21 protein-coding genes are annotated in these 25,218 nt (G+C 71.2%); 11 read left to right on the top strand and 10 right to left on the bottom strand.

Annotated elements, in window-relative coordinates; all coding sequences use genetic code 11:
• Positions 1-2: 2 nt before the first annotated feature.
• Positions 3-413, bottom strand: a complete 411-nt coding sequence (locus KME78_RS21460; RefSeq protein ID WP_219530913.1) for a tetratricopeptide repeat protein — start codon at positions 411-413, stop codon at positions 3-5.
• Between the two features lie 148 nt (positions 414-561).
• Between KME78_RS21460 and KME78_RS21455 the strand changes: the two genes are divergently transcribed.
• Together KME78_RS21455 and KME78_RS21450 are read left to right on the top strand one after the other, a co-directional pair.
• The gene (locus tag KME78_RS21455) at positions 562-2,049 is read left to right on the top strand and encodes a metallophosphoesterase family protein (protein ID WP_219530912.1); all 1,488 of its coding nucleotides are present in this window, start codon (positions 562-564) and stop codon (positions 2,047-2,049) included.
• A 21-nt stretch (positions 2,050-2,070) separates the two neighbouring features.
• The gene (locus tag KME78_RS21450; protein ID WP_219530911.1) at positions 2,071-3,636 is read left to right on the top strand and encodes a bifunctional 3'-5' exonuclease/DNA polymerase; all 1,566 of its coding nucleotides are present in this window, start codon (positions 2,071-2,073) and stop codon (positions 3,634-3,636) included.
• 2 nt (positions 3,637-3,638) lie between these two features.
• Here the strand turns inward: KME78_RS21450 and KME78_RS21445 are convergent, their stop codons facing one another.
• Both KME78_RS21445 and KME78_RS21440 read right to left on the bottom strand, forming a co-directional pair.
• On the bottom strand, positions 3,639-4,919 hold the full coding sequence (locus tag KME78_RS21445) for an MFS transporter (RefSeq protein ID WP_308127060.1): 1,281 nt from the start codon (positions 4,917-4,919) through the stop codon (positions 3,639-3,641).
• A 106-nt stretch (positions 4,920-5,025) separates the two neighbouring features.
• Positions 5,026-5,841, bottom strand: a complete 816-nt coding sequence (locus KME78_RS21440) for an MOSC domain-containing protein (protein ID WP_219530910.1) — start codon at positions 5,839-5,841, stop codon at positions 5,026-5,028.
• Positions 5,842-5,918: 77 nt separating this feature from the next.
• Between KME78_RS21440 and KME78_RS21435 the strand changes: the two genes are divergently transcribed.
• A complete protein-coding gene (locus KME78_RS21435) occupies positions 5,919-6,701 on the top strand; it encodes an alpha/beta hydrolase family protein (protein ID WP_219530909.1) in 783 nt (260 codons plus the stop codon).
• 59 nt (positions 6,702-6,760) lie between these two features.
• Here KME78_RS21435 and KME78_RS21430 read toward each other — a convergent pair whose 3' ends face one another.
• From KME78_RS21430 to KME78_RS67230, 4 genes are all read right to left on the bottom strand, one after another.
• Positions 6,761-9,106 (bottom strand): serine/threonine-protein kinase, encoded by a 2,346-nt coding sequence (locus tag KME78_RS21430; protein ID WP_281428828.1) that lies wholly within the window; start codon positions 9,104-9,106, stop codon positions 6,761-6,763.
• 249 nt (positions 9,107-9,355) lie between these two features.
• Positions 9,356-10,738: a YlbE family protein gene (locus KME78_RS21425; RefSeq protein WP_219530907.1), complete on the bottom strand. Its 1,383-nt coding sequence runs from the start codon at positions 10,736-10,738 to the stop codon at positions 9,356-9,358.
• The gene (locus KME78_RS21420) at positions 10,735-12,102 is read right to left on the bottom strand and encodes an AllF/FdrA family protein (RefSeq protein ID WP_219530906.1); all 1,368 of its coding nucleotides are present in this window, start codon (positions 12,100-12,102) and stop codon (positions 10,735-10,737) included. Before KME78_RS21420 ends, KME78_RS21425 begins: the two co-directional genes overlap by 4 nt.
• Positions 12,099-12,983, bottom strand: coding sequence for an oxamate carbamoyltransferase subunit AllH family protein (locus KME78_RS67230; RefSeq protein WP_219530905.1), 885 nt, complete (start codon positions 12,981-12,983; stop codon positions 12,099-12,101). The genes KME78_RS21420 and KME78_RS67230 overlap by 4 nt, the downstream gene beginning before the upstream one ends.
• Positions 12,984-13,114: 131 nt before the next feature.
• Between KME78_RS67230 and KME78_RS21410 the strand changes: the two genes are divergently transcribed.
• The 8 genes from KME78_RS21410 to KME78_RS21375 all read left to right on the top strand — a co-directional run bounded on the left by KME78_RS21410 (position 13,115) and on the right by KME78_RS21375 (position 21,983).
• Entirely contained in the window at positions 13,115-14,761 is a 1,647-nt protein-coding gene (locus KME78_RS21410) for a PucR family transcriptional regulator (RefSeq protein ID WP_219530904.1), read from the top strand.
• Between the two features lie 19 nt (positions 14,762-14,780).
• Positions 14,781-14,984 carry an RNA-binding S4 domain-containing protein gene (locus KME78_RS21405; RefSeq protein ID WP_372454919.1) on the top strand — a complete coding sequence of 68 codons (204 nt, stop codon included), beginning with the start codon at positions 14,781-14,783 and terminating at the stop codon, positions 14,982-14,984.
• A gap of 294 nt (positions 14,985-15,278) precedes the next feature.
• A complete protein-coding gene (locus tag KME78_RS21400) occupies positions 15,279-16,649 on the top strand; it encodes a uracil-xanthine permease family protein (protein ID WP_219530902.1) in 1,371 nt (456 codons plus the stop codon).
• Positions 16,646-17,527 (top strand): FAD binding domain-containing protein, encoded by an 882-nt coding sequence (locus tag KME78_RS67225; protein WP_219530901.1) that lies wholly within the window; start codon positions 16,646-16,648, stop codon positions 17,525-17,527. The genes KME78_RS21400 and KME78_RS67225 overlap by 4 nt, the downstream gene beginning before the upstream one ends.
• 13 nt (positions 17,528-17,540) lie before the next feature.
• Positions 17,541-18,017, top strand: a complete 477-nt coding sequence (locus tag KME78_RS21390; RefSeq protein ID WP_219530900.1) for a (2Fe-2S)-binding protein — start codon at positions 17,541-17,543, stop codon at positions 18,015-18,017.
• A gap of 2 nt (positions 18,018-18,019) precedes the next feature.
• The gene (cutA, locus tag KME78_RS21385) at positions 18,020-20,422 is read left to right on the top strand and encodes an aerobic carbon-monoxide dehydrogenase large subunit (protein WP_219530899.1); all 2,403 of its coding nucleotides are present in this window, start codon (positions 18,020-18,022) and stop codon (positions 20,420-20,422) included.
• The gene (locus KME78_RS21380; RefSeq protein WP_308127059.1) at positions 20,409-21,458 is read left to right on the top strand and encodes a leucine-rich repeat domain-containing protein; all 1,050 of its coding nucleotides are present in this window, start codon (positions 20,409-20,411) and stop codon (positions 21,456-21,458) included. The genes cutA and KME78_RS21380 overlap by 14 nt, the downstream gene beginning before the upstream one ends.
• Positions 21,459-21,641: 183 nt before the next feature.
• Complete coding sequence (locus tag KME78_RS21375; protein ID WP_246651558.1) at positions 21,642-21,983, top strand: hypothetical protein; 342 nt, start codon at positions 21,642-21,644, stop codon at positions 21,981-21,983.
• A 44-nt stretch (positions 21,984-22,027) separates the two neighbouring features.
• On the opposite strand, the gene KME78_RS21370 is transcribed toward KME78_RS21375, so the two are convergent.
• Genes KME78_RS21370 through KME78_RS21360 form a run of 3 tightly spaced genes read right to left on the bottom strand, consistent with a single transcriptional unit; the run spans position 22,028 to position 25,191 of the window.
• Complete coding sequence (locus tag KME78_RS21370) at positions 22,028-22,930, bottom strand: LamG-like jellyroll fold domain-containing protein (RefSeq protein ID WP_308127058.1); 903 nt, start codon at positions 22,928-22,930, stop codon at positions 22,028-22,030.
• 32 nt (positions 22,931-22,962) lie between these two features.
• Entirely contained in the window at positions 22,963-24,414 is a 1,452-nt protein-coding gene (locus KME78_RS21365) for a PQQ-dependent sugar dehydrogenase (RefSeq protein ID WP_219530896.1), read from the bottom strand.
• Between the two features lie 39 nt (positions 24,415-24,453).
• Complete coding sequence (locus KME78_RS21360) at positions 24,454-25,191, bottom strand: hypothetical protein (protein ID WP_219530895.1); 738 nt, start codon at positions 25,189-25,191, stop codon at positions 24,454-24,456.
• Positions 25,192-25,218: the final 27 nt, after the last annotated feature.

Below are 25,218 nucleotides of genomic sequence, written 5' to 3'. Positions count from 1 at the left end.
GGTCAGTCGGGTGGGTCGACCGCCGTGGCCTCCGTCATGGCCTCCGCCGCGTCGCCGTAGCGCTGGAGGGCCTCGTAGACCTCCGACACGCAGGCCAGCGAGACGATCAGCGGCGCGCCACCCGACGGGCGGCAGAGTTCGACGGCTTCCTGGGCGAAGGGCAGCGCCTCCTGGGCCCGGCCGCGCCGCAGCAGCAGTTTGGCGGCGGCCCGCAGGCAGCGGGCGAGCAGCACGGAGTGCTCGTCGGGGTCCGCGGCGGCCAGCTCCCGGCTGAGCCCGATCGCCTCGTGGACCCTGCTGAGCGCGCCCCCGCCCCAGCGTGACCGTCTGCCGGCGTACGCCAGCAACCCCTCAACGGCGGCCACCCCCATGGTGCCTTTCCGGGTGGCGTCGTCCGAACCGTTCCGGGCCATGGCAGCCCCCCTCACGGCGACGAACCGCTTGCTTGGGGCGTGAGAGTACACCATCACGAACCGATTGTGTTCCCTGCGGCACGCTGCGTTCCGGATGTGCTTGGGGAAGTGGGTGCGGCTTGGGGAAGATCGCGGTAAAGATGTGGTCATGGTGGAAGTCGCGGCTGAGCGTGGAAAGCAGCTCTCCTCCCGGGTGTCGGAGGAAGGCGCGGGGTGGTCGTGCCAGCGGATCGGCACGTTCACCGGGTTGAGACCGGACACGAAGGGGTTCACCTGGTTCAGCCCGCGCACGCTGTGGCACTCGCGCAACCAGATCGTCGCCGGGCTCTTAGGCGACCCGTCCGGGCAGGTGCGCCGCAGGTGGGTGGCCGAGCAGGCGGCCCGTGGCGCCGACCCGGACTTCCGCGTGCGGCCCGAGGTGGGGGAGAGCTTCAGCTTCCTGCTGCTCGGTGACACGGGTGAGGGTGACGCCTCCCAGTACGCGGTCGTGCCCGGCTTGCTCAAGGTGGGCGAAGGTACCTCCTTCGCCGTCATCGCCAGCGACGTGCTGTATCCGGCCGGGTCCGGCAACGAGTACGAGAACAAGTTCTTCCGGCCGTACAAGGACTATGACCCTCCGATCTACGCGATCCCCGGCAACCACGACTGGTACGACGGGCTCGGCGGTTTCATGCGCGTGTTCTGCGACGCCCCGCCGCTCAAGCCCAAGCGGGAGTTCGGGCTACGCGCCCTGCTCTGGCGCAAGTCGGACACGATCGACGAGCGGCGCCTGGCCGAGGCGCGCAGGTTCAGGGAGCGGCCGTCGCAGCAGGCCACGCAGCCGGGGCCGTACTGGGTGATCGACACCCCCAGCCTGCTCATCGTGGGCGTCGACACCGGCATCCAAGGGGGGATCGACGCGCAGCAGACCGAGTGGCTGCGCCGCGTCTCCCTGGACCCGCGCCCGAAGATCCTCGTCACCGGCAAGCCGATCTACACGCGCAACGACTACAAGCCGTCCCCGCTCGAGGGCGGCGGCACGATCGACGACATCATCCGCGCCCCCGAACACCGCTACGTGGCCGCCATCGGCGGCGACGTGCACAACTACCAGCGCTACCCCGTCAGAGTGGGCGACCGGGTGATCCAGTACATCGTCTCCGGCGGCGGGGGCGCGTTCATGCACGCCACCCACACCACCCGCCGGGTGGACGTGGCGGGCGTGCACGAGGACGACTTCAAGTGCTACCCGCTGCGCGGCGACTCGCTGTCCTTCTACAGCCAGCTGTACGCCAAGCGGCTCCGGATGAAGTGGATCTACCTCACGCCGGCCGAGGCCGCCTGCATCATGGCGGAGCAGATCAAGAACACCCCGGTCCGGCCCGTCGCGGGACCCATCACGATCACCCGCAGGATGAGGTGGGCGGCCCGGCTGCTCGGGGCGTGGCCGATGCCGTTCCGGCTGCCCGTGGGCACGGTCTTCCACCGGTACCTCTCCGAGCTCTCCGACTGGGACACACCACCGTTCTTCAAGCAGTTCCTGCACCTTTCGGTCACGCCGGACCTGCTCAAGGTGCGCTGCTTCGCCGCCACCGGCTGCCTGCCGCAGGAGGTGGATCCGCCGATGGAGGACGAGGTGCACATCAGTTTGTCGTAGTCACCTGGCAGGCTGGACGGCGTGCACGTAGTGGTGACAGACCGGACGATCCTTCCGGTCGGCGGTGCGGCTCGTCAGGTCGACGACCTGGCGCGGGCCGTACAAGAGCTCGAAGCCGAGCGGCCGCGCTGGGTCTGGGCGGACGCGCGGGAGACATATCCGCCCCTGCTGCGCGGCGGCGTGCGGGTGTCACGCTGTCACGACCTGGCCCTCACCGAGGGCCTGCTGCTCGCTCACGAGGGCCGCTACGGTCAGCCGCGCTCGGCCAAGGCCGCCCACGCCAGGCTGCACGGCCTGCCGGTGCCCGACGAGCAGCCCAACATGCCCGACACCCTGTTCGCGCCCGAGCCGCTCGGCGCGGAGGCGGTGGCGGAGGTGCTGGCCGACCAGCTGCGCCGGATCGAGGCGCTGCCGGACCCCGGGCGGTTCCGGCTGCTGGTGGCGGCCGAGTCGGCCGGTGCGCTGATCGCCGCCGAGATGGGCCACGACGGCATGCCGTGGCGCCGGGACGTGCACGACGCCCTGCTCACCGACCTGCTCGGGCCGCGCCCGGTGCACGGCATGCGCCCGGCCAAGCTCCAGGCGCTGGCCGACGAGGTGTCGGCGGCGTTCGGGCATCCGGTCAATCCCGACTCCGTGCAGCAGTTGGCCAAGGCGTTCAAGGGGGCGGGGGTCGCGCTCAGGACCACCCGGTCGGAGGAGCTCAAGCAGATCGACCATCCGGCCGTCGCGCCGCTGCTCGCCTACAAGGAGCTGGCCAGGCTCTACAGCTTCCACGGGTGGGTCTGGGCCGACCAATGGGTGCGCGACGGGCGTTTCCGTGCCGAGTACGTGGTGGGCGGCGTGGTGTCGGGGCGGTGGGCCACCAGCGGCGGCGGCGCGCTGCAGATCCCCAAGGTGATGCGCCGCGTGGTGGTCGCCGACGACGGCTGGACCCTGATCGTCGCCGACGCCGCCCAGCTGGAGCCGCGGGTGCTGGCCGCGATGGCCGGAGACAACGGGCTGGCGCGGGCGGCGGGGGAGATCGATCTCTACTCGGCGCTGGCCAAGTCGTTCGGGGGCGAGCGCGACAACGCCAAGATCGCGATGCTGTCCGCGATGTACGGGGGCACCAGCGGTGACGCGCCCAAGCTGCTGGCGGTCATGCGGCAGCGCTTCCCCAAGGCCTACCAGTTCGTCGAGGACGCGGCCAAGGCCGGGGAGGAGGGGCGGCTGGTGCGTTCCTGGCTCGGCCGCACCAGCCCGCCGCCGTCCGACCGGTGGAAGTCCCTGGTGTCGGGGCCCGAGGGGAGCAGGGCGCTGCGCGACCGGGGGCGGTTCACCCGCAACTTCGTCGTGCAGGCCACGGCCGCCGAGTGGGCGCTGGTGCTGATGGCGGTGCTGCGGGGGCGGTTGTCCGGGCCGGCCCGGCTGGTGTTCTTCCAGCACGACGAGATCATGGTGCACTGCCCGCTCGGCCAGGCCGAAGAGGTCATCGCCGCGGTGTCGGAGTCGGCCGCCGAGGCCAGCCGGCTGCTGTTCGGGCAGACGCCGGTGCGGTTCCCGATGGAGGCGGTCGCGGTCGCCTGCTACGCCGACGCGAAGTGACGTCAGGCGGTGACCTCTCCCGGCGCGCGGTGCCAGGAGATCGCCAGCCAGACTCCGGCCAGCGTCACCATCACCCCCACCACCAGCCCGAGCACCCCGTACGACAGCCCGCCCACGATCGCGCCCGCGACGATCGTGCCGGTGGCGCCGCACACGTTCATCAGCAGGTCGGACAGGCCCTGCACGGCGGGGCGGCTTTCGACCGGCACCGACTCGGAGACCAGCGCCGAGCCCGCCACCAGGCCGCACGACCAGCCGAGGCCGAGCAGGACCAGCGCGGTGCTCACCTGCCAGACGCGGTGCCCGGCTGTGCCCGCCAGAATGGCGGCGCTGAGCAGCAGCGCCATGCCGAGCAGCAGCACCGGCACCTTGCCCGCCTTGTCGGCCAGCCAGCCCACCACCGGCGACATGACGTACATCCCGGCTATGTGCAGGCTGATCACCAGGCCGATGACGTCCAGGTTCGAGCCGTCGTGGTGGAGTTTGACCGGGGTCATCGACATGACCGACACCATCGCGGTGTGGCTGATCGCGATCATGACCAGGGCCTTGCGGGCCATGGGGGTGGTGCGCAGGGTCGTCCAGGCGTTCCTGATCGTCCGGTTCCGGCCGGGGGCGGGGGGCTGCGTGCCGTTCAGCTCGCGGGCCACTTTGAGCGGGTCCGGACGCAGGCCCACCAGGATGATGAGCATCGCCAGCGCGAACGCCAGCGCCGCGAACGCGAACGGCCCGGCCTTCTCCACCAGGCCCGCGGACATGCCGATCTGGTCGGCGGGCTTGGCCAGGTTCGGGCCGGCGACGGAGCCGATGGTGGCCGCCCAGACGACCAGGGACAGGTGCCTGGCGGCGTGCCCCGACGGTGACAGGTCGGTCGCCGAGTAACGGGCCGCCAGGTTGCCCGCGCTGCCGCCGCCCACCAGGACCAGCCCGGCCAGCAGCAGCGGCCAGTTGCGCAGGCTGATGGCGCCGACCGACAACACGCAGCCCGCCAGCGCGGCGACGTACGCCAGCGTCAGGCCCGCCCGCCGGCCGCCCCGGCCGGACGCCTTGGCGGTCGGCAGCGCGAGCAGGGCCGCGCCGAGGACGGTCGCGGTGCCGGCGAAGCCGCTGATCACGGTGGAGCCGGAGAGCTCGTCGACGACCACTGAGCTCAGGGCGAGGCCGACGGCGACGCCTACACCACCCACTATTTGCGCGGCGGACAGGATCGCGAGAGTGCGCCGCTGGACGACCCGGATCCGGTCAGGGGACGAAATATCGGGCTTAATAGGGGCGCTGGTCACGTGTGAAGTCTCGCATAGCCCCCGAGATCCCCCTAAAAGCCCAAATCACCCCACCCGGCGGTATTCAACCATTTGCTGGCAGCTTTCGGGTTCTCGACCGTCCGGTTCAAAGGACCGCTACCGGATCGCCCTGTGCGATCCGGCCCGGTGCCTCCGGGATGAGGTTCCTGCCGAACCAGACCTTCCCGTCCCACCTGCGGTGCTTGGCCAGGGTACGGATGGGCTCCTTGCCCTTGGTGTAGGTACGGGTGTCGACGGTGGTCAGCACGCAACGGTCGCAGCTCTTGACCACCCGGAACTCCACGTCGCCGATGCGGATCCGCTTCCATCCGTCCTCGGCGAAGGCGGCGTCCGCGCCGTCCACGACCACGTTCGGCCGGAACCTGCTCATGGGCAGCGGCTCGGGCAGCTCCTCGCTGCGCTCGACCGCCGTCTCCGCGATCCAGTCGTTGAGCTGCGCCAGCGAAGCCGTGGACGTGAGCAGCAGCGGGTAGGCGTCGGCCAGGCTGACCCGGTCGTCCGGCCGGCCGTACGCGGGATCGACGGGACGGCGGGTCGGGTCGTCCAGCCAGGCCAGCCGGGCGGGGCGGTCGATCAGCGCGGTCAGCCACGCGGCGGCGTCGTCACCGCAGTCGGTCAGCTCCACCGGCGTGTTCCGCATGTCGATCACGGACCGCGTGGAGGTGGGGGTGACCCGCAGTGGCGCGGCATGCGGGCCGGTGAGCGTGAGCGTCTCGCCGTCCAGCTCCGGAAGGCACATCAGCAACCGGGGGATCTCGCGGGCGGTCAGTATCACGCCGTGCTCGTCGAGGACGATGTAGCGCCGGTCACCGGCCAGGCCCCAAGGCTGGACCTCGGCCTCTCCTACGTCGTGTCCGCTCGTCGACTTGACGGGATAAAAGTGGATGCTCGCCAGCTTCATGCGGCCGACGGTACCCGACGTCTGGGTGGCTGGTCGGGCGGCTGTTAGCGTACCGATCATTCTGAGAGGAGAGCTTCATGAGAGCTGCCACACCTGCGGTGACCTTCGACAGCGACGGGGTGCCGTTGCTGGGCGTGCTGCACCTGCCGGCCGGTGAGGGGCCGCATCCGGTGGCGGTGCTGCTGCACGGTTTTCCGGGAAACGAGCGCAACTTCGATCTCGCCCAGGAGCTGCGCCGGGCCGGGTACGCCAGCCTGGTCTTCCACTACCGGGGTTCCTGGGGAGTCGGCGGGCACTGGTCCTGGGCGAACGGCCTGGCGGACGCGGCGCGGGTGGTGGCGGCCGTGCGGGAGAAGCCGTTCGCGGTGGAGCACCGGCTCGACCCGGAGCGGGTCGCCGTGGTCGGACATAGTTTCGGGGGGTTCGTCGCGCTGATGACGGGCGCCGCCGATCCGAGCATCGCGGCCACCGTGTCGGTGTCCGCCTTCGACTTCGGTACGGTCTCCCGCGGGCTCGACGCCGAGGGACGGCGGGCGTACGTCGAGGCGTTCGACGACGAGCTGCTCCCGCTCACCGGCACCAGCGGTGCGGCGCTGGTGGCCGAGATGGAGGCCGCGGGGGAGCAGTGGAGCCTGGCCTCGCTGGCACCCGCGTTCGCCGGACGCCCGGTGATGCTCATCGGGACCGGGCTCGACCCCGTGACGCCCGCCGAAGTGCACCACCGGCCGCTGGTGCCCGCCTATGCGGGTGCTGCGCTCGAACACCATGAATGGGCCACTGACCACGCCCTGTCCGACCACCGCGCCGAGCTGGCCACGACGGTCCGCGACTTCCTCGACCGCGCACTCGGCGCGCGGTGACCGTTCAGCTTCCGGCCGCGTGACCCGCCCATCCGCGCTCATGGCGCGGTGGGCGGGGGTCAGGTGGTCTGGCGGAAGGTGTCGAAGAAGACCTTGCGGGTTTCGGCCTGGTCGTCCCACTTGAGCTCGGGCATGGTGAAGATGATCTTGAATGCGTTGGTGTCGTCCATCGTGACGTACCGGGTCAGGGCGTGCATGGGGACACCGTTGGCCAGCGTGTAGGTGTACTCCCAGTCGGCCGCCTTCCAGTCGCGATACCGCGTCGCCTGGAGCTGGACCTGGATGTAACCGTCGACGCGGCCGTCCGCCTCCTCGCGGGTCAGTTCCGCCAGGCCGCCGTCCGGCTGCGGGGTCGCCTGCTCGACCCGGGTCGTCATGCCCGAGTCCTTGGGGCCGGTGAACGTGGCGTCGCCGCCTGACGCGGTCAGCTTCCAGCCGTTGGGCACGGCGGCGGAGAAACCGGGTGGCGTCTGCTCGCCGAAGCCGTCGGGCACCGTCGCCGTCAGGGGATCGTCGGCGGGGGGCTGCGACTGGAGGGTGTTGGCCGCGCTCGGCACCGGAGCGGGCGTGCCATCCGTGCGGACGAACAGGACGACGGCCACGACCGCGCCGACCGCCGCGATGGCGGTGACGATCAGGCGCGGGGTGGGGCGGCCGCCGCGGAGCCAGCCGCCGCCGTCGTCCTCGACCCTGCGCCTGCTCTTGGTCAGGCGTTGCGAGGCGGTGGGCAGGCTGGCCAGGCGGTTGTGGGTCAGGTCGCGCGACAGGTCGATGGCCTGGTCGCGCAGATGGTCTGACGAGGCCAGAGGCCAGGGGGTGGCGCGGCTGTCACTGGTCAAGGGCAGGATCGGCTGCGGTCCCGACGAGAAGGGGTCGCGCGATTCCGGGCCACGGCGCGGTCCCGAAGGGCCGCCGAACGGTGAGTCGCCGGGCACCTGGTGCGATCCCGACGGGCTGCCGAACGAAGGCGGCGCACCGGACGGCGACGAAGGCGGTGCTCCGAGCGGCCCGCCGGAGGCGAAGCCCGGCGACGACGGTGGCCCCCCTGGCGGGAAGCCCGGCGACGACGGTGGCCCGCCCGACGGGTAGTCCGGCGGCGGGAAGCCCTGAGACCCGTAGTCCTGCGACGCGTAGTCCTGGGACGCGTAATCCTGGGACGGGAAGCCCTGCGAGGCGTAGTCATGCGACGAGAAGTCCCGTGACGGGAAGTCCCGTGACGGGGGGCCGCCCAGCGGTCCTGTCTGGCCGCCGGTGAAGGGGCGTACCACCGACGGTCCGGGCGGGCCGCCAAGTGACGGGTGCGCGCCACTCTGCCCGGGGCCGGCCTCCGGTATCCGGTGCGACCCCGACGGGCTGGTGAACGCGTCGAACCCGTCCGCCCGGGGCAGCGCGTCCGTGCGGTGGCTACCGGAGGGGGTGGACAGCCCGTCGTACGGCATGGAGTAGCCGCCCGACGGGCTGTTCAGCGGGTCGTACGGCACGCGTACCGGCCCCGAGGGGGTCTCCACGATCCGCGACGGCATCGGCCCGGACGGCGGCGAGTCCAGCGGCGGCAGCAACTCGGCCGGCGTCGAGTCCGTCCGCGTCGGCAGGGACCGCGCGGATTCGGCGGGGCGCGGGCGGACCGAGCCGTGCGCGTGCAGGACCCGTTCCAGCATGTCGCTGACCTGTTCGGCGGTGAGGCGTTCGGCCGGGTTCTTGCGCAGCAGGCCCTCGATCACCGGTGCCAGCGCGCCCGCCCGCTGCGGTTCGACCGGCTCCTGCGTGAGGACCGCGCCCAGCACCGCGATCGGGTCCGGCCCCTCGTACGGCGGGCGCCCCTCGACCGCGGCGTACATCGTCGCCCCGAACGACCACAGGTCGGCCGCCTGGGTGATCGACTGCCCGGACAGCCGCTCCGGCGGGATGTAGGCGGGCGAGCCCATGAGCAGCCCGGTCTGGGTGATCGTGACGTCGCCCTCGATCGCGGCGATGCCGAAGTCCGTCAGGATCACGCGGTCCGCGGTGAGCAGGACGTTGCCCGGCTTGATGTCACGGTGCAGGATCCCGGCCGCGTGCGCGTGCCTGACCGCGTCGAGCACCCGGATGCCGATCTCCGCGGCCTGGATCACCGGGAGCGGTCCGCTCTGCCGGACCGCCTGTTCGAGGGACCAGGCCCGGACCAGCTCCATGACGATCCATGGCCGGCCGTCCTCCTCGACCACGTCGTGCACGGTCACGATGCCCGGGTGGGTCAGCCGCGCGGCGGACCTGGCCTCACGCAGCACGCGCCGGTGGGCCACCTGCCTGCCCGTCTGGTCCAGCCCGTACGGCAGGATCAGCTCCTTGACCGCCACGTCGCGGGCGAGCAGCACGTCATGTGCGTGCCACACGATCCCCATGCCGCCTCGGCCGACCGGTGACATCAACCGGTAACGCCTGCCGATCAGACGACCCTGGCTCTGTGAAGCGTTTCCCTCCGCACCGGGGCCGCTGAGCAAGCGGTCGGCTGCCATGTTCCCGCCCCAATCTCCAGCCTCATCGGTCACAAGCGTCGCGCCGCCATACTTCCAGATTATGAGCGTTGGCCACGATATAGGCAGGTCATCGCCAAAGGAACCCAACTCGCTTCTTACAACTGCCTTGACGTGCGGAAATATCATCCATCAAATGGATCAGTCAACGCCGTCGGCCAGGGCCATCAATGCGCTGGTGAATGCCTCTACGGGCGGTTTCACCAGGCCTGCTCCCACCTGGCCGGTGCCCGCCACACGGCCCGCGATACCCGTGTTGACAACGGGCAGCACACCCGTTCTGGCCACCAGCGTGAGGTCGATGCCGACCGGCGTGCCGCGGAAACCGAGCCCCGGGATCTGGTAGGCGGGATGCTCGGCCAGCGTGATCTCGTACATGGACCGGGTCGCCGCCACCGCGTCCGCCACCTCGCCGCCGACGAAGCGGACGATGGCCGGGGAGGCCGCCATCGCGAACCCGCCCAGGCCGGACGTCTCGGTGATCGTGGAGTCGCCGATGTCCGGGTTGGCGTCCGCCGGGCCGTACGCGCCGAGGTAGAGCCCGTCAGGTACGCCCGCCGGACCGGTGAACCACCGATCGCCCAGCCCCGAGACCTGCACCCCGAAATCGGTGCCGTTGCGGGCCATGGCGACGACCATCGAGGAGCCCGGCACGTTCCTGGCCGCGTCGGTGCTCACCTTGCCCGCGGCCATGGCGGCGTTCAGGAAGAAGTGGTCGTTGCCGTTGACGAAGCGCAGCACCTCGGCGGCGCTGCCGGCCGCGGCCTCGACCACCCAGGGGGCCAGCTCGCGCAGGAGCAGCGAGGTGGCCGCGCGGTTGCGGTTGTGCAGCTCGTCGCCCATCTGCAGCGCCTGCGCGATCAGCGCGCGCAGGTCGATCGGCCCGCTCAGCTCGATCGCCGCCGAAAGGACGGGCCCGAGCACCCGGTCCATCCAGTGCAGCCGCTCGAGCACCTCGGGCCCGTACGCGCCGTAACGCAGCACCTTGCCCAGGCCCTCGTTGAGCGAGCAGTACGCCGTGCCGCCATGCTCGGTGTCGAGCACCTCCAGCATCCACATCGACGGGCTCACCACGCCCGCCATCGGGCCGACCGTCGCGTGCCGATGGCAGGGCTCCAGGCGCACCTGACCGGAGGCGAGCAACTGCTCGGCCGACGGCACGTCGCGGGCGTACTCCTCCAGCAGCATCGCGCCGATCAGCGCCCCGCGCATCGGGCCCGACGCGCGTTCCCAGTCGATGGGCGGGCCCGCGTGCAGGAACATCAGGTCCGGCAGGCCGAGCACCTCCGACGCCCGCCGTACGCCGACGAGCTGGGGCCGGGCCGAGGTCAGGCGGCCGACGGCGCGCTCGTTGGCCGCGGGCAGGCGTGGGTCGGCGAGCACCCGGGCGAGCGCGTCCGCGGTGCCGGGCAGGGGCGGGCGCCACGCGACGGCGGTCGTGGGCACGGCCTGCGCGTCGAGCGACTCCTGGAGGAGGCCGGCGCCGACGGTGATCACGTGGGGCGGGCCGGAGAGCAGGGTCATAGGAGGTTCCTGGCGTGCCGGGCGGCTTGGGCGTTGGACGTGAAGACGGTCGCGCCCGCCTCGCGGAACGCGGCGGCCTGCCGGTGCAGGCCCTGCGGGTCGCCTTCGGTGCCGATGAGCGCGACGACGACGGTGGCGGCCCCGTGGCTGGGGGTGTGGTGGGTGGTGACGTGGGCGATGGCCGAGGCGAGCGAGGCCGCCGGGTCGGGGTCGGCGCCGTGGCCGAGCACGACGTCCATCAGGATCACGTCGCCCGGCTCCACCTGGGCGAGTGCCTCCAGGCGCAGCGTCGGGTCGATCATCGGATGGGCGCGCCCCCGGGTGTAGGCGTCGTCGCCGTAGTCGGTGAACTCGCCCGTCCCGGCGATCAGGCTCGCCTCGGCGCAGAGCGTGCCGCCGGAGTAGATGCCCTTGAGCTTCGTGTACGTCGACGTGGGCGACCAGCCGGGCCACGACTCCCATGCGGGGACCGGCCTGCCGAGGGCGCGCAGCGCCTCCTCCGCCGCCGACGTCAGGTCGCGCTCCCCGAGCAGCGCGGAGACGACCGGCGTACGCATCGTCTCCACCACGTCCCGTACGGCCCGCGCCACCGCGGGGTCGGGCGGCTTGGAGACGAGCACGATCAGCTCGGTGGCCGGGTCGTCGTCCAGCATGCGCAGCGCCCGCATCGTCGACAGGCCGCCCACCTCGGCCGACAGGTCCCTGCCGCCCACGCCGAGCACGTGGCTCATCCCGGCCCCCGCCTGGTCGAGCAGGCACGTCACCTGCTGGGCGCCGGTGCCGGAGGCCGCGACGACGCCGACCGGGCCCGGCCTGAGTACGTTGGCGAAGCCCAGCCCGGCGCCGGCGATCACGGCGGTGCCGCAGTCGGGGCCCATGACCAGCACGTCGCGCTCCTCGGCCAGCAGCTTGAGCCGCCGCTCCTGGGCGACCGGGACGCCGTCGCTGAAGATCATCACAGGCAGGCCCGCGTGGATCGCGTCGAACGCCTCGCAGAAGGCGTGCTCGCCGGGGACCGACACCAGCACCAGGTCGGCCGGGGTCCTGGCGGCCGAGCGGGTGGTGAGCGGGGGCTGGTCGGCCGCCGCCTGGGTCCGGGAGGCGGACAGCAGGGCCAGGGCCTGGTCGAGCTCGCCCGCGGCGGCCTCCACGCCGTCGCCGCGCAGGGCGACGAGCAGGTCGCCCGGGTCGGCGGGCGGCAGGTCGAAGCCCAGGTCGCGGGCCAGGCCGAGGTTCAGTTCCGTGGCCATGGCGACGATGGCCACCTGCATGCCGGGCAGGTCCGACAGCGAGCGGCTCACCCGCATGAGGGTGACCGAGTCGTGGTAGACGCCCTTGCGGACGAGCACCGCGTCGCGGGTCATCCGAGCACGCTCACCGGGGTTCCGGTCCCGCTCGGGCTTTCGGTCATGGCAAGGACGGCGTTCAGACCGATGGAGATGCCCTGGAGCAGGTCGGATCCGGAGGTATGGCCGAGCGCCAGCAGCCGCCGCCGCGCCGGTTCGAGCTCCTGCCGGCCGGCGAGGCCGCGCAGCACGGCGATCACCTCGGGGCTCGCCTCGCCTCTGGCCGCGCAGTGCAGGAGCGTCGCCGAGATCGGCGTCGTACGGGCGCGGGCGTCGTACGTCACGGTCGCGGCCAGCCAGTCCGCCAGCCACACCGCCCGGTCCGAGCCGGCCGCCGCGCCGAGGTGCCTGAGCGTCACCAGCAGCCCGGCGAGCACGTCGTCCCCGCTCGGCGTCAGCCCAGGACCGAGGCCGACCAGCTGCTCGGCCGCCGTCACCACGCCGAGCAACCGGCCGCTCGCGCAGCTGGTGGCCAGGAGTGCGATGGCGGCGTTGCCCGCCAGTCCCGGCTCGCCGGGGGTCAGGCGAGGGGCGGTCTGCCTGAGTCGTACCGGATCGACCTGACCGAGCGGCGGCGCGGGGTCCCACCAGCGGCGCGCCCGCAGGCTCAGCCGGCCCAGGTCGATGGAGCCGTCGCCCACGGCGGCCTCGTCACCCACGGTGAGGTGCGGCAGTTCGGCGGCCAGCAGCACGGAGTTGGGCAGCCGGGTCGCCGCGCCCGTGATGACGGCGAGCACGGAAGGCTCAAGATCGGTCCTGACCTCCACGTACACCCCGGCGGGGAAGACGGCCAGCACGCGGGCGGGGCTCCGCGGCGCCTCCAGCACAGGGCGTACCGCCGCGCTGGCCGCCCCTGTCACATGGGTACGCGGGCGCCTCGCATGAGTACCGACGGTCACCGAACCTCCCTACCGACGTTGGACCTGACCGTAGAACGTCTCGGACAACCCTCCGTACGGAGAAATTTGCCAACAGTCAGCGGGAAGGTTGGCTCTTCCTGACAGACCGCTTCTCGGGTCACAATCTCCACATGGAGCCCCCCGTCCGCCTCGCCAGCACGGGCACGATCACCCACGGCGTGTCCGTGGGCGAGGTGCTCGGCGTATCGACCCTCGCGGACGCCCGCCTGATCGCGGGGGAGAGCGGTCTGGGCCGCATCGTGCAGCGCCTCAACGTCATGGAGGTGCCGGACATCCTGGCCTGGGTGAAGCCGCACGAACTGCTGCTGACCACCGGCTACCCGCTGCGCAACACCCCGCAGTCGCTCGGCCGCCTGGTGGCCGACCTCGACGAGCGCAAGCTGGCGGCGCTGGCCATCAAACTCGGCAGATACGTGGACAAACTGCCCGACGAGATGGTCGAGCAGGCCGACCGGCTCGGGTTCCCGCTCATCATCCTGCCGAACGACGTCGGCTTCGACGACATCCTGAACCAGGTTCTGACCGACATCCTCAACCGGCAGGCCGCCGTGCTGGCCCGCGCCGAGGAGGCGCACCGGGCGCTGGTACAGGTGGTGCTGGCCGGGGGCGGCCTCGACGAGGTGACCGCCGAGGTGGCCACGCTGCTCGACGTCGCGGTGGCGGCGGTGGACGGCGGCGGGCGGGTGCTCGCCACGGCCGGGCCGGCCGACCACGTGACCCTCCTGTGGGAGTCGATCGCGCACGAGGGACCGCCGCTCATCCCCGCCCCCGCCTCGGGCCGGACCCCTTCGGGCACGTCCGCTTCCGGTGCGGCCGGGCGTACGCGGGCGTTTGCCTCCGTGCCCGTCGTCGCGGGCGGGCACCACCACGGCCGCATCGTCGCCTACAGCCCGGCCGGGACGATCCGGGACAGCGACGTCGGCATCCTGGAGCGCGCCGCGACCGTCGCCGCGCTCGTCGTCACCAGGCAGGAGGCGGTCAACGCCGTCGAGAGCAAGTATCGGGCGGACTTCCTGCGCGACGTCCTCACCGGCCGGGCGGGCACGGCCGAGCGCGTCACGGCGCGGGCCAGGGCTTTCGGCTGGGATCTGGAACGGCCGGTCACCGTGCTCGTGGCCGAGCTCGACCCGGACGGCGACGAACGCGCCACCCAGGACCGCCTGGTCGCGTGCTGGGTCGCGGCGATGCGCCGCCACGACCCCCAGGGCGCGGTCGCGGGCTTCTCGCACGAGGTGGTGGCCGTGCTGGACGCCACGGTGGACGCCGCCAGGGTGGCCAAGGACGCCGCCTCCGCGTTCGCCGACGTGCCGCCCGCCACGTTCTCGACCGGCACCTCCCGCCCGTCGCCCGGCGCCGAACTGCTGCCCGAGGCGTACTCGCAGGCCCTGAAGGCGGCCCGCGTCGGCCGCCAGCTCCACGGCCCCGGCGCGGTGGCCCACTTCGACCAGCTCGGCGTCTATCGGCTGCTGTCGCTGGTGAACGACACGGAGGAACTGCACGCGTTCGTCCGCGAGACGCTGGGACCGCTGGCCCTGGACAACGACGCCGAGAACTCCGACCTGCGCCGCACCCTGCAGGTGCTCCTGGAGACGAACCTCAACGTGGCGGAGACGGCCAGACGGCTGCACTTCCACTACAACACGCTGCGCTACCGCATCGGCAAGCTGGAGCGCCTGCTCGGCAACTTCACCGATGACCCGCACCTGCGCCTCAACCTGACCCTGGCCCTGCACGTGCTGCGCATGCGCGGCATCTAGGCATCTAGGCTGAGTGGTCGTGGACTTCGAACTGCGCTCCGAGTGGATCCCGCTGTGTGACCTGCTGAAGTACTGCGGGGTCACGGAGACGGGCGGCATGGCCAAACACCTGATCGCCGAGGGGCTCGTGTCGGTGGACGGGGAGGTGGAGCTCCGCAAGACGTGCAAGATCCGGGCGGGGCAGGTGGTCACGGGGGACGGGTTCTCGATCCAGGTGCACTGAGTCACCGCTGGAGGCGAAAAGAAACGGCCCCCGTCGCCGGGAGCCGTAGAGGCGCCAAGACGAGGGGCCGTCTACCACCGTCCGCCGCACTGGAACTGACCGTTCACCGAACCCGCCGAAGGTAGTGCGCAACCACACCTCTGGTCAGGAAAGCGAATTTGGCAGATCATGCCCGTGTACGAGCCCGCCCACGGGCCTAATGTGCCCGCAACGGCAGCACGAATCTCAGGCGGGATGCAGAAGGAGCCTGCGGGGCGGCACTGGAAGCGGCGGCCCGGGTGAAGAGGGGCTCACATGGTTTTCGGTTGGACCAAGCACGGCGACGGCAAGCACCTGGCTCCCGGTGAGATCGTCCGGCCCGACGAGCGGCTGACCTGGCCGCGCATGATCGGGTTCGGTGCGCAGCACGTGATCGCGATGTTCGGCGCGACGTTCGTGTTCCCGCTGGTGATGGGGCTGGACCCCAACGTCGCGATCATGATGTCGGGTGTGGCCACGATCCTGTTCCTGCTGATCGTGAAGGGCAAGGTACCCAGCTACCTGGGCACCAGCGCCTCGTTCGTGGGCGGGGTGTTCGCCATCAGGGCGATCTTCGGCGGTGACACCGCAGGTGCCGACGCCATCGTGACCGGCGCGATCCTGGTCGTCGGGCTGGTGCTCGCGCTGGCCGGGGTGGCCGTGCACTTCCTCGGTGTGCAGATCATCCACCGGATCTTCCCGCCGGTCGTCACCGGCGCGGTGGTCATGCTGATCGGGTTCGGGCTGGCGTACGTGGTGGCGGACGTCTACTGGCCGCAGGACCAGTGGATGGCGCTGATCACGATGCTGGTGACGTTCGTGGTCGTGGTGGCGTTCAAGGGTTTCATCGGGCGCATCGGCATCCTCATCGGGCTGATCGTCGGGTACGCGCTGTCCTGGGTCGCCGACCAGCTCTTCGGCCAGGTCCCGGCCTACACCGACGGCACGCTCAAGATCGCCCCACACCTGCGTGTCGACTTCTCCAAGCTCGGTGACGCGCCTTGGGTGGGCCTGCCGTCGTTTCATCTGCCAGACTTCAAGTTCTCGGCCGTGCTGCTCGTGCTGCCCGCGGTGATCGCGCTGATCGCGGAGAACATCGGTCACGTCAAGGCCGTGGGAGAGATGACGCGGACCGACGTCGATCCTTACGTCGGCCGCGCCATCGCCGCCGACGGCATCGCGACCGTGGTGACCAGTGCCGTCGGCGGCTCACCCACCACCACCTACGCCGAGAACATCGGCGTCATGGCCGCCACCAAGGTCTACTCCACCGCCGCCTACTACATCGCCGGCGTCATCGCCATCGTGTTCGGGCTCAGCCCGAAGTTCGGCGCGCTGGTCTCCGCCACTCCCTCTGGCGTACTGGGCGGGGTGACCGTCATCCTGTACGGCATGATCGGCCTCCTCGGCGCCAAGATCTGGATCGAGAACCGGGTGAACTTCGCCGACCCGGTCAACATGGTCCCCATCGGCGCGGGCATCATCCTGGCGATCGGACCGGTGAAGCAGCTGATCAGCGGCGACTTCCGGCTGGAGGGCATCGCGTTCGGCACCATCGTCGTCGTGGGCGGCTATCACCTGCTGCGCGCCATCGCCGGGCGGGCCCCGGACGAAGGCCAGGCCCCCCACGGGAGCGCCGCCGGGTGAAGCCGCCGCCGTTCGAACACCACGCGCCGCGCGACCTCGGCGAGGCCCTCGACGTCCTCGCCGAGGTGGGCCCGCACGGCAAGGTGCTCGCGGGCGGCCAGAGCCTGATCCCCATGCTCAACATGCGGCTGGCGGCGCCCGAGCACCTGGTCGACATCAACCGCATCGCATCGCTGGCCACCGTCGACCTGTCCGCGGAAGGCGTCACCGTGGGCGCGCTGGCCAGGCACTCCCAGGTGGAGCGGCAGGCCGGGCATCCGCTGCTGCGGCAGGCGCTCCGGCTGGTGGCCCACCCCGTGATCCGCAACCGGGGCACGGTGGTGGGCAGCCTGGTGCACGCCGACCCGGCCGCCGAGCTCCCCGCCGTGCTGGCCCTGCTCGGCGGGACCGTGCGGCTGGCCCGGCTGGAGGGCAGCCGCGAGGTGGGGGCCGCCGAGTTCTTCGTCGGGCCGATGGAGTCGGCCGTCCAGCCGGGCGAGCTGGCCGTGTCCGCATATTTCCCGTCACTTCCGGCGAGGTCCGGCACGGCGTTCCGCGAGGTGGCCAGGAGGCACGGCGACTACGCCCTGGCCGGGGTGTGCGCGATGGTCACGCTGGACGACGACCTGCACATCGCCGCCGCCCGGGTGGCCTGCGTCAGCGTCGGCCCGGTGCCGGTCGTCGTGGACGTGGGCGGGCTGTGCGAGCGCCGGCCCGCCTCGACCGTCGACTGGGCGGCCGTGGCGCAGGCCGTACGAGAAGCGACCGAGCCGGAAGACGACATCCACGCGAGCGCCGCCTACCGCCTGCAGTTGGTCGGCGTCCTCGCCGAGCAGGCGCTGAAGGACGCGGCCCGTGAGGCGGCGCGACCGTGGGGTAGCGATCCAGCAGGGACGTGAAAGGGAGGCCGGTTTGGAGCGCGAGATCACGCTGGTGGTGAACGGCGCCGCGCGGCGGGTGCGGGTGCCCGGGCGGCGGCTGCTGTCCGACTGCCTGCGCCACGACCTCGGGCTGACCGGCACGCACGTGGGCTGTGAGCACGGTGTGTGCGGGTGCTGCACCGTGCTGCTGGACGGTGAGCCGGTGCGGTCGTGCCTGACGTTCGCGGTGACCGTCGACGGGCAGGCGATCACCACGGTGGAGGGTCTGGCCGGGCCGGACGGGATGTCGGCGGTGCAGCGGGCGTTCGCGGAGTGCCACGGGCTGCAGTGCGGCTTCTGCACGCCGGGCTTCCTCTGTACGGTGACCGCGCTGCTGCGGGACAACCCGGCGCCCACCGACGAGGAGGTGGTCGACGGCATCTCCGGCAACCTGTGCCGCTGCACCGGCTACCAGAACATCGTCAAGGCCGTCCACCGGGCGGCGGAGCTGATCGCCGAGGAGACCTAGGGATGACCACCAGGCTGTTCGGGGAGGCGGTCCAGCGCCGGGAGGACCCCAGGCTGCTCACCGGCGGCGGCCGGTACCTCGACGACCTGGGCTCCGGCGCGCTGGCCGCGGCGTTCGTGCGCTCGCCGCACGCCCACGCCCGCATCCGCGACATCGACGTGAGCGCCGCGCTGGACGTCGACGGCCTGGTCGCGATCTACACCTGGGAGGACCTGCCCGAGCGGGTGGGCCGCCCCCTGCCCCTGCTGATCCCGCATCCCGCGCTCACCCACGGCCGCACCGCCTACCCGCTGGCCAGGGACGTCGTCCGGCACGTGGGCGAGCCGGTGGTGATGGTCGTGGCGCGGGACCGCTACCTGGCCGAGGACGCGTGCGGGCTGATCGAGGTCGACTACGAGCCGCTCAAGCCGGTGGTGGGGCTGGAGGAGGCGGTTCAGGGCGTGCAGCTCGTGCACGAGGACGTACCGGGCAACGTGGGCGCCCACCTGGTGCAGGAGGTGCCGAGCCGGACGGGCCGGAGCGCTCGCGAGGCCATCGAGGCGTCGCCGCACACGCTGTCCTTCCGGCTGGACATCGAGCGCAGCGCGAGCATGCCGCTGGAGGGCCGCGGCGTGTATGCCCGGTGGGACGGCTCCGACCTGCGCGTCTACACCAGCACCCAGACCTCGACCAGCGTCCGCATGGCCGTCGCCGCCGCCCTGGGCCTGCCCCTGCCGCACGTCGAGGTGATCGCGCCCGACGTGGGCGGCGGGTTCGGGGTGAAGATCGTGCACCCGTGGCCGGAGGAGATCCTGGTGCCGTGGGCGGCGATGCGCCTCGGCCAGGAGGTCAAGTGGACCGAGGACCGGCGCGAGCACTTCATCTCCTCGGCGCACGAGCGGGGTCAGGTGCAGCACGTCAGGGTCGGGTTCGACGACGACGGGGTGGTCAACGGGCTGGACGTGACGATCCTGCACGATCACGGCGCCTACACGCCGTACGGGATCATCGTCCCGATCATCACCTCGACGCAGCTGCTCGGGCCGTACCGGATCGGTGCCTATCGGGTCGAGTTCTCCGCCGTCTACACCAACACCGTGCAGGTCACCCCGTACCGGGGAGCGGGACGGCCGCAGGCCGTGTTCTGCATGGAGCGGACGATGGACAAGATCGCCCGCTACCTGGGCAAGGACCGCACCGAGGTGCGCGCGGCGAACTTCATCGGGCCCGACGAGTTCCCCTACGACCAGGGCATGACGTTCCAGGACGGGCGCCCGCTCATCTACGACAGCGGTGACTACCCCGAGATGCTCCGCATGATCAAGGAGCTCATCGGCTGGGACGACTTCGAGCCCGCCGAGCACCGGGGCATCGGCATCGGCTGCTACGTCGAGGGCACCGGCGTCGGCCCGTACGAGGGCGGCCACGTCCAGATCACCTCCGACGGCCGCGTACACGTCTCCACCGGGCTCACCTCGCAGGGGCAGGGCCACGAGACCGTGTTCGCCCAGATCGCCGCCACCGAGCTGGGCGTGCCCATCGAGCGGATCTCGGTCGTCACGGGCGACACGCGCAGGTTCGGCTACGCGGTGGGCACGTTCGCCTCCCGCGCGGCCGTGATGAGCGGCAACGCCGTCGCGCTGGCCTGCCGCAAGGTGCGCGAGAAGGCGCTGCGCATCGCCGCCGAGGCGCTGGAGGCCGACCCGGGCGACCTGGAGATCGCCGACGGCCTGGTGCACGTGGTGGGCGCGCCGTCCGCCTCGATCCCGCTGTCCACGGTGGCGGTCCTGGCCAACCCGCTGCGGTACGCCTTCGACGAGGAGACGGCCAAGGCGACCCAGTTCTCCGGCAACTCCTCGCCCGACAAGCCGCCGGTGGCCGAGGGCGAGGAGCCGGGGCTGGAGGGGCGCGACTACTACTCGCCGATCAGGTCCACGTTCGCGGCCGGGATGCACGCCGCCATCGTCGAGACCGACCCGCTGACCGCCGAGATCAAGATCCTGCGGTACGCGGTCGTGCACGACTGCGGCCGGCTGATCAACCCGATGATCGTGGAGGGGCAGATCCACGGGGGAGTCGCCCAGGGCGTCGGCGGCGCCCTGTACGAGCGGATGGTGTACGACGGGCACGGGCAACTGCTCAACGCCTCGTTCATGGACTTCCTCATGCCGTACGTCACCGAGATCCCGCACATCGAGACCGCCCACCTGGAGACCCCGTCGCCGCTCAACCCGCTCGGCGTCAAGGGGGCGGGGGAGGCCGGGGTGATCCCGGTCTCGGCGGTGATCGCGGGGGCGATCGAGGACGCGGAGGGCATCGAGATCGACCGCATGCCGATCTCGCCGTCCGAGCTGTTCGACCTCAGAAACCTCGCCGGACAGGCCGGCGGCGGCGCGTGCGATGATCGGCGCCGTGACGATCCATGACGAACTGCGCGCACCCGGCGCTGGCCTGACCACGTTCCCCGGCTCGGCCGCCGAGCTCGGCGAGGTGCGGCTGATCGACCTGGCCTGGAACGAGCTCGCCGAGCTCCCCGCGTGGCTGGGCGGCCTGACGTCGCTGACCGAGCTCCGGCTAGACGGCAACCGCCTGACCTCGCTGCCGAGCCTGGCCGGGCTCACCGGGCTGCGGGCGCTGCACCTCGACGGCAACCGGCTGACCGAGGTGCCCGGCTGCCCGCCGTCCCTGGAGACGCTCTACCTGTACGGCAACGCCATCGAGACGCTGCCCACGCTGCTCCCCGGCGGGCTGCGGCACCTGGCGGCGGGCGGCAACCGGCTGACCGGCGTACCCGACGCGCTGTGGAAGCTGACCCGGCTCGAATCGCTCAACCTGGCCGAGAACGCGCTCACCGAGGTGCCCGCCGCGATCGGCGGCCTGACCCGGCTGCGCATGCTCGACCTCGGGCACAACCAGCTCACCGCGATCCCGCCGGAGATCGGCGACCTGGACCTGACCGACTACCTCTACCTGAGCGACAACCGGTTCACCGAGGTGCCCGCCGCGATCGGCCGGCTCGACCGGCTCGCCTACCTCAACGTGACCGACAACCTGCTGACCGGGCTGCCCGAGGCGCTCGGCGGCATGGCGTCGCTGGTCGAGCTGCGGCTCTACAACAACCGGCTGGCGGAGCTGCCCGGCTCCATCGGCGACCTGGGCCGGCTGCGCGAGCTGCACCTGCAGGGCAACCGGCTGGCCGCGCTGCCCGCCTCGATCGGTGAGCTCGGCGAGCTACGCGTGCTTGACCTGCGCAACAACCAGCTGCGCTCGCTCCCCGGCGCGGTCGCCGGGCTGGCCCTGCTCACGCACCTGGACCTCCGCAACAACCGGCTCAGGACGCTGCCGGAGAGCCTCGGCGACCTGCCCGCGCTGGAGAAGCTCGACCTGCGCTGGAACAAGCTCGACGGCGAGCCGGACGCGCTGCGCCGCCTGACCGAGCGTGGCTGCGTCGTCCTGCGGTGAATCTCGGTTTTATCTCAGGCGGAAGTGAACCGCCCCTATGAGGGTTGCGTATCTCGGCACATGACGACATTTCCACGTCTGGCCGCTACTGCGCTGCTGGTCGGGCTCGTCGCTGGCTGTACGAACGCCAGCGGCTCAGTAGGAGCAGGCGAGAGCGCTGCGAATGCTGGGGGCGAAGCCATCGTGCAGAAGCCCAAGGTGGTCGACAACAACGTGTACACCGTCGAGCAACTGTCCGAGAAGGTGGGCTGCAAGCCGAAGATCCAGGTGGACGCCAAAGAGCTTCGTACGGGCTTCTGCAAGACCCAGGACGGCGAGTTCTTCGTGAACACCTTCGCCACCCAGGAAGGCAAGGACGCCTGGATGGACACCGCGCCCGAATACAACCCGCACCTGGTCGGCAACCGGTGGACCGTGCTGTCCAGCCGCAAGGTGCTCGATCTGATCAAGGAGCGGCTGCACGGTGAGCTCCATCTCAAGGACCACAGGACCAAGCAGATGCAGACTAGCGGCACCAGCGGCTGACGGAGGGCTGGGAAGGCGGTGGGAGTCCTCCCAGCCCCAGCCGTTCAGCCTCGGGTCGCCAGCTTGTACTGGGCCCAGACCTCTAGGGGCGCGGCGACCCTGTCGAGGAACATCAGGTCGTCCATCCGGCAGTTACAAGGGTTGTTCTCTCTGGTGTTCTGCGGGTAGCTTCCGCCGATCTTGATGCCTCGGGGGTCGGTGGCCGAGGTCAGATCGGGTTCGGGCGCGCCCTCCACGGCCCACGGGTCGCCGGTGAGGGTGTAGAAGCCGTCGAGCGGGTGGCCGTTCTTGTACAGCTTCATCGTCGCGTTGTCGAAGTCGAACGTGGCCGCGAGGAAGACCCATTCGTTCAGCGGGAGCACGCTCTGCCAGGGCTCGCTCGCGGCGAACGTCTGGGAGCTGCTCCCGTCGACGCGCCTGCCCAGCGCGACCACGCGCAGCTCCCCGTTCACCGTGATGAGTTCGAGCAGGGCCCGCACGTCGTGGCCCTGGGAGTTGCCGCTGAGCACCCCGGCCAGCCCGATCGCGCCGAACTGGTCGGCCGGGTCCTCGGTGTTGGAGTTGGGGCTGGGGTTCTGGCCGGTCATCTTGAACCAGCCCATGACGGTGGCGCCCTTGACGGCGTTGAAGGCATGCAGGGTGGGCACTCCGGTCTCGGAGTAGATCCCGGCCTTCCAGTCGTCGTTGCCCATCGTGGCGGGGTTCACCTGCTGGAGCTGGATGGCGTGCCCGCTGCCCCGGTGGGCGTTGTCGGCCACGCGCATGGCGGCGCCGCCGTTGATCAGCGTGATGTTCGTCCCCGACCTGCCCTGGTCACGCTCCTGCGCGGGGTCCGCGGGGACCGGGTGGTCGAAGTCGTACGCGGCGACGAGGTTGTGGCGCAGCGTGGGCAGCACGCCGGGCCGGTCGTGGGCGGCGGCCGGCGTGGCGACCGTCGCCGTCAGCACGAGAGCCACCAATGGAGCCAGATACCGGGGTCTCATGGCGTCGCCGTCAAGCAGGCGCCGGTGACCTTCCAGATCTTGCCGTTGGCCTTGGACAGCAGGTAGAGCTCGCCCGCGGCGTCCCGGCTCAGGCGCAGGTCCACCCGGGTGTCCCCGGCCAGGTCGCGCATGGTGACCGCGGTGCCGCTCGCGTTCACCAGCTTGGGCTGGTAGATCGTGGCGCGCGGGGCGCCCTGCTTCATCTGGCCGGCGATGGTGAAGAAGACGCGGCCGTCGACGATGTCACCGAACAGGTACTTGCCGTTGAGCAGCGGCAGCCGCGAGCCGCGGTAGACGAATCCGCCGGCCACCGCGTGACCGCTGTCGGCCGTGCAGGAGTGCCCGGGCGGCGGGTCGTGGTCGTAGGCCGCGACCGGGTAGGTGTAGCCGAACGTCGCGTCGTTGTCGGGCAGCGTGTAGAGGTGGCAGCGGTCGGCCTTGTTGAACACGAAGGATCCCTCGCGCTCGCTCCAGCCCAGGTTGTTACCGGCCTTGACCTCGTAGATCGCCTCGATGGCGTGCTCGCCGATGTGGCCGAGGTACAGCCTGTTGCCCTGCGGGTCCCAGCTGAACCGGTGCGGGTCGCGCATGCCGTAGGCGTAGATCTCGCCGATCGCGCCCGCCTTGGTGACGAACGGGTTGTTGGCCGGGATGCCGTACTTGCCGTTGGCCGCGTTCGTGCCCAGCGGGTCGATGCGCAGCAGCTTGCCCTGCGGGATGGCCAGGTTCTGCGGGTCGTCGCTCGACACGCCCCGGCCGCCGTCGCCGGCCGCGATGTAGAGCTGGCCGTAGTCGGCGTCCCTGCGCCGCGCGAACGGGTTGAAGTCGATCTGCTGGATGCCGTGGACCTGGCCGGTGAAGCCGAGCCTGAGCACCTCTCTGCGGGTGCCGCTGAAGGTGTCGGCCTTCGGGTTCGTGGCCGTCCACTCGGTGAGCACGCCGTGGAACTTGGTGTCGGGCTGGGGGGTCAGGTCCGGCGTCTTGGTGGTGAGTGCCGCTCCCCATTCGGTGTGTACGGTGTAGAACTTCCCGTTACGCGCGAAGTCCGGATGGAAGGCGACGTACCCGAACCCGGAGCCCAGGCCGCGGCCGGAGAGGAAGTCCGGCGCGAACGTGGCGCCGACGTCGAGGTACTCCTGCGGCTGGCCGCTCTTCAGCAGGTACAGCTTGCCGTTGAGGTCGTTGACGAACTGGCGGTGCGACCCGTCGGGGATCTCGCCGATGTTGTTGATCCTGGCCCAGCGCATCAGCCGCGCGTCGGTGGGCGTGGGGACCGGCTCGGTCTTGGGGAAAGTGGCGTACTCGGTCAGCGTCAGCGTGAGATTGGACGCGGTGGGATTCTCCGGGATGGGATCGTCGAGCGGGGTCGAGTCCAGCGCGGCTGCCGGCGACGCCCATAACGCGGTCGTCAGCAGCGCGGCGAAGAGATACCGGAGGGATTTCGGCATTCCTGTCCACCACCTGAGGGTTGTTGGGAGTCTGTCTGTTCAGTCGGTCTTGCAGGCCGGGGTGCCCGTGACGGTCAGGCCGCGCACCCTGCCGATGTTGTCGAACGAGCCGAAGCCGACCCGGCCCGCGGTGAAGGTGTGGTCCGTGGCCGTCATCAGCGGCGTGGCCGAGCCGTCGACGAAGACCGAGATGCGGCCGGTGTCCGTGCAGAACCGGACGCGGACCTTGTGCCACTGCTCGTCGGTGACCGCGGGCGGCGCGCCGACCTGCCCGTTCCACTGGTCGTCGATGCGCAGCCGGTCGGCGTTGTTCACCACGAAGATGCCGTTGTGCGGGTAGATGGTGTTGTCCTGGGAGAGGTGGGTGTAATAGAACTCCGTGTCCGAGCGGTAGCCGAACACGATGATCACGTCACGGTTGCTGACGCTGGTCGGGGTGTCGAGGCGTACCTCGGCGTCGATCTGCACCGAGCCGAATTCCGGGCCCTTCTTGAGCACGGCGTACTCGAAGGGGCGGCGCGGGCCCGGACGCTGCTCGCCCGCCTCGGCCAGGATCACCTGGTCACCGGGGAACTGCCACTTCGCCGGGGTCACCGGCGCCCAGTTGGCGGCGGCGTTGGTGTTGCGGACGACCGTACGGCCCCTGCCGCACTCGGCCGCGGCTCCCGCCTGGCCGGTCGCCGGCTGATCCGCGGCGGTCGCGTGGGCGGTGGGCGCGATGAACTGGGCCAGGATCAGCACCAGGCCGAGCGCGCATAGGCGGATGAACGTGGGCATCGGAATCCTCTCAGTGGGGGGAGGGGC

This window comes from Nonomuraea guangzhouensis, assembly GCF_019396345.1.
In the GTDB taxonomy this organism is placed as follows: domain Bacteria; phylum Actinomycetota; class Actinomycetes; order Streptosporangiales; family Streptosporangiaceae; genus Nonomuraea; species Nonomuraea guangzhouensis.
The sequence above is the reverse complement of the archived record's forward strand: the minus strand, read 5'-3'. Positions and strand labels throughout refer to the sequence as shown.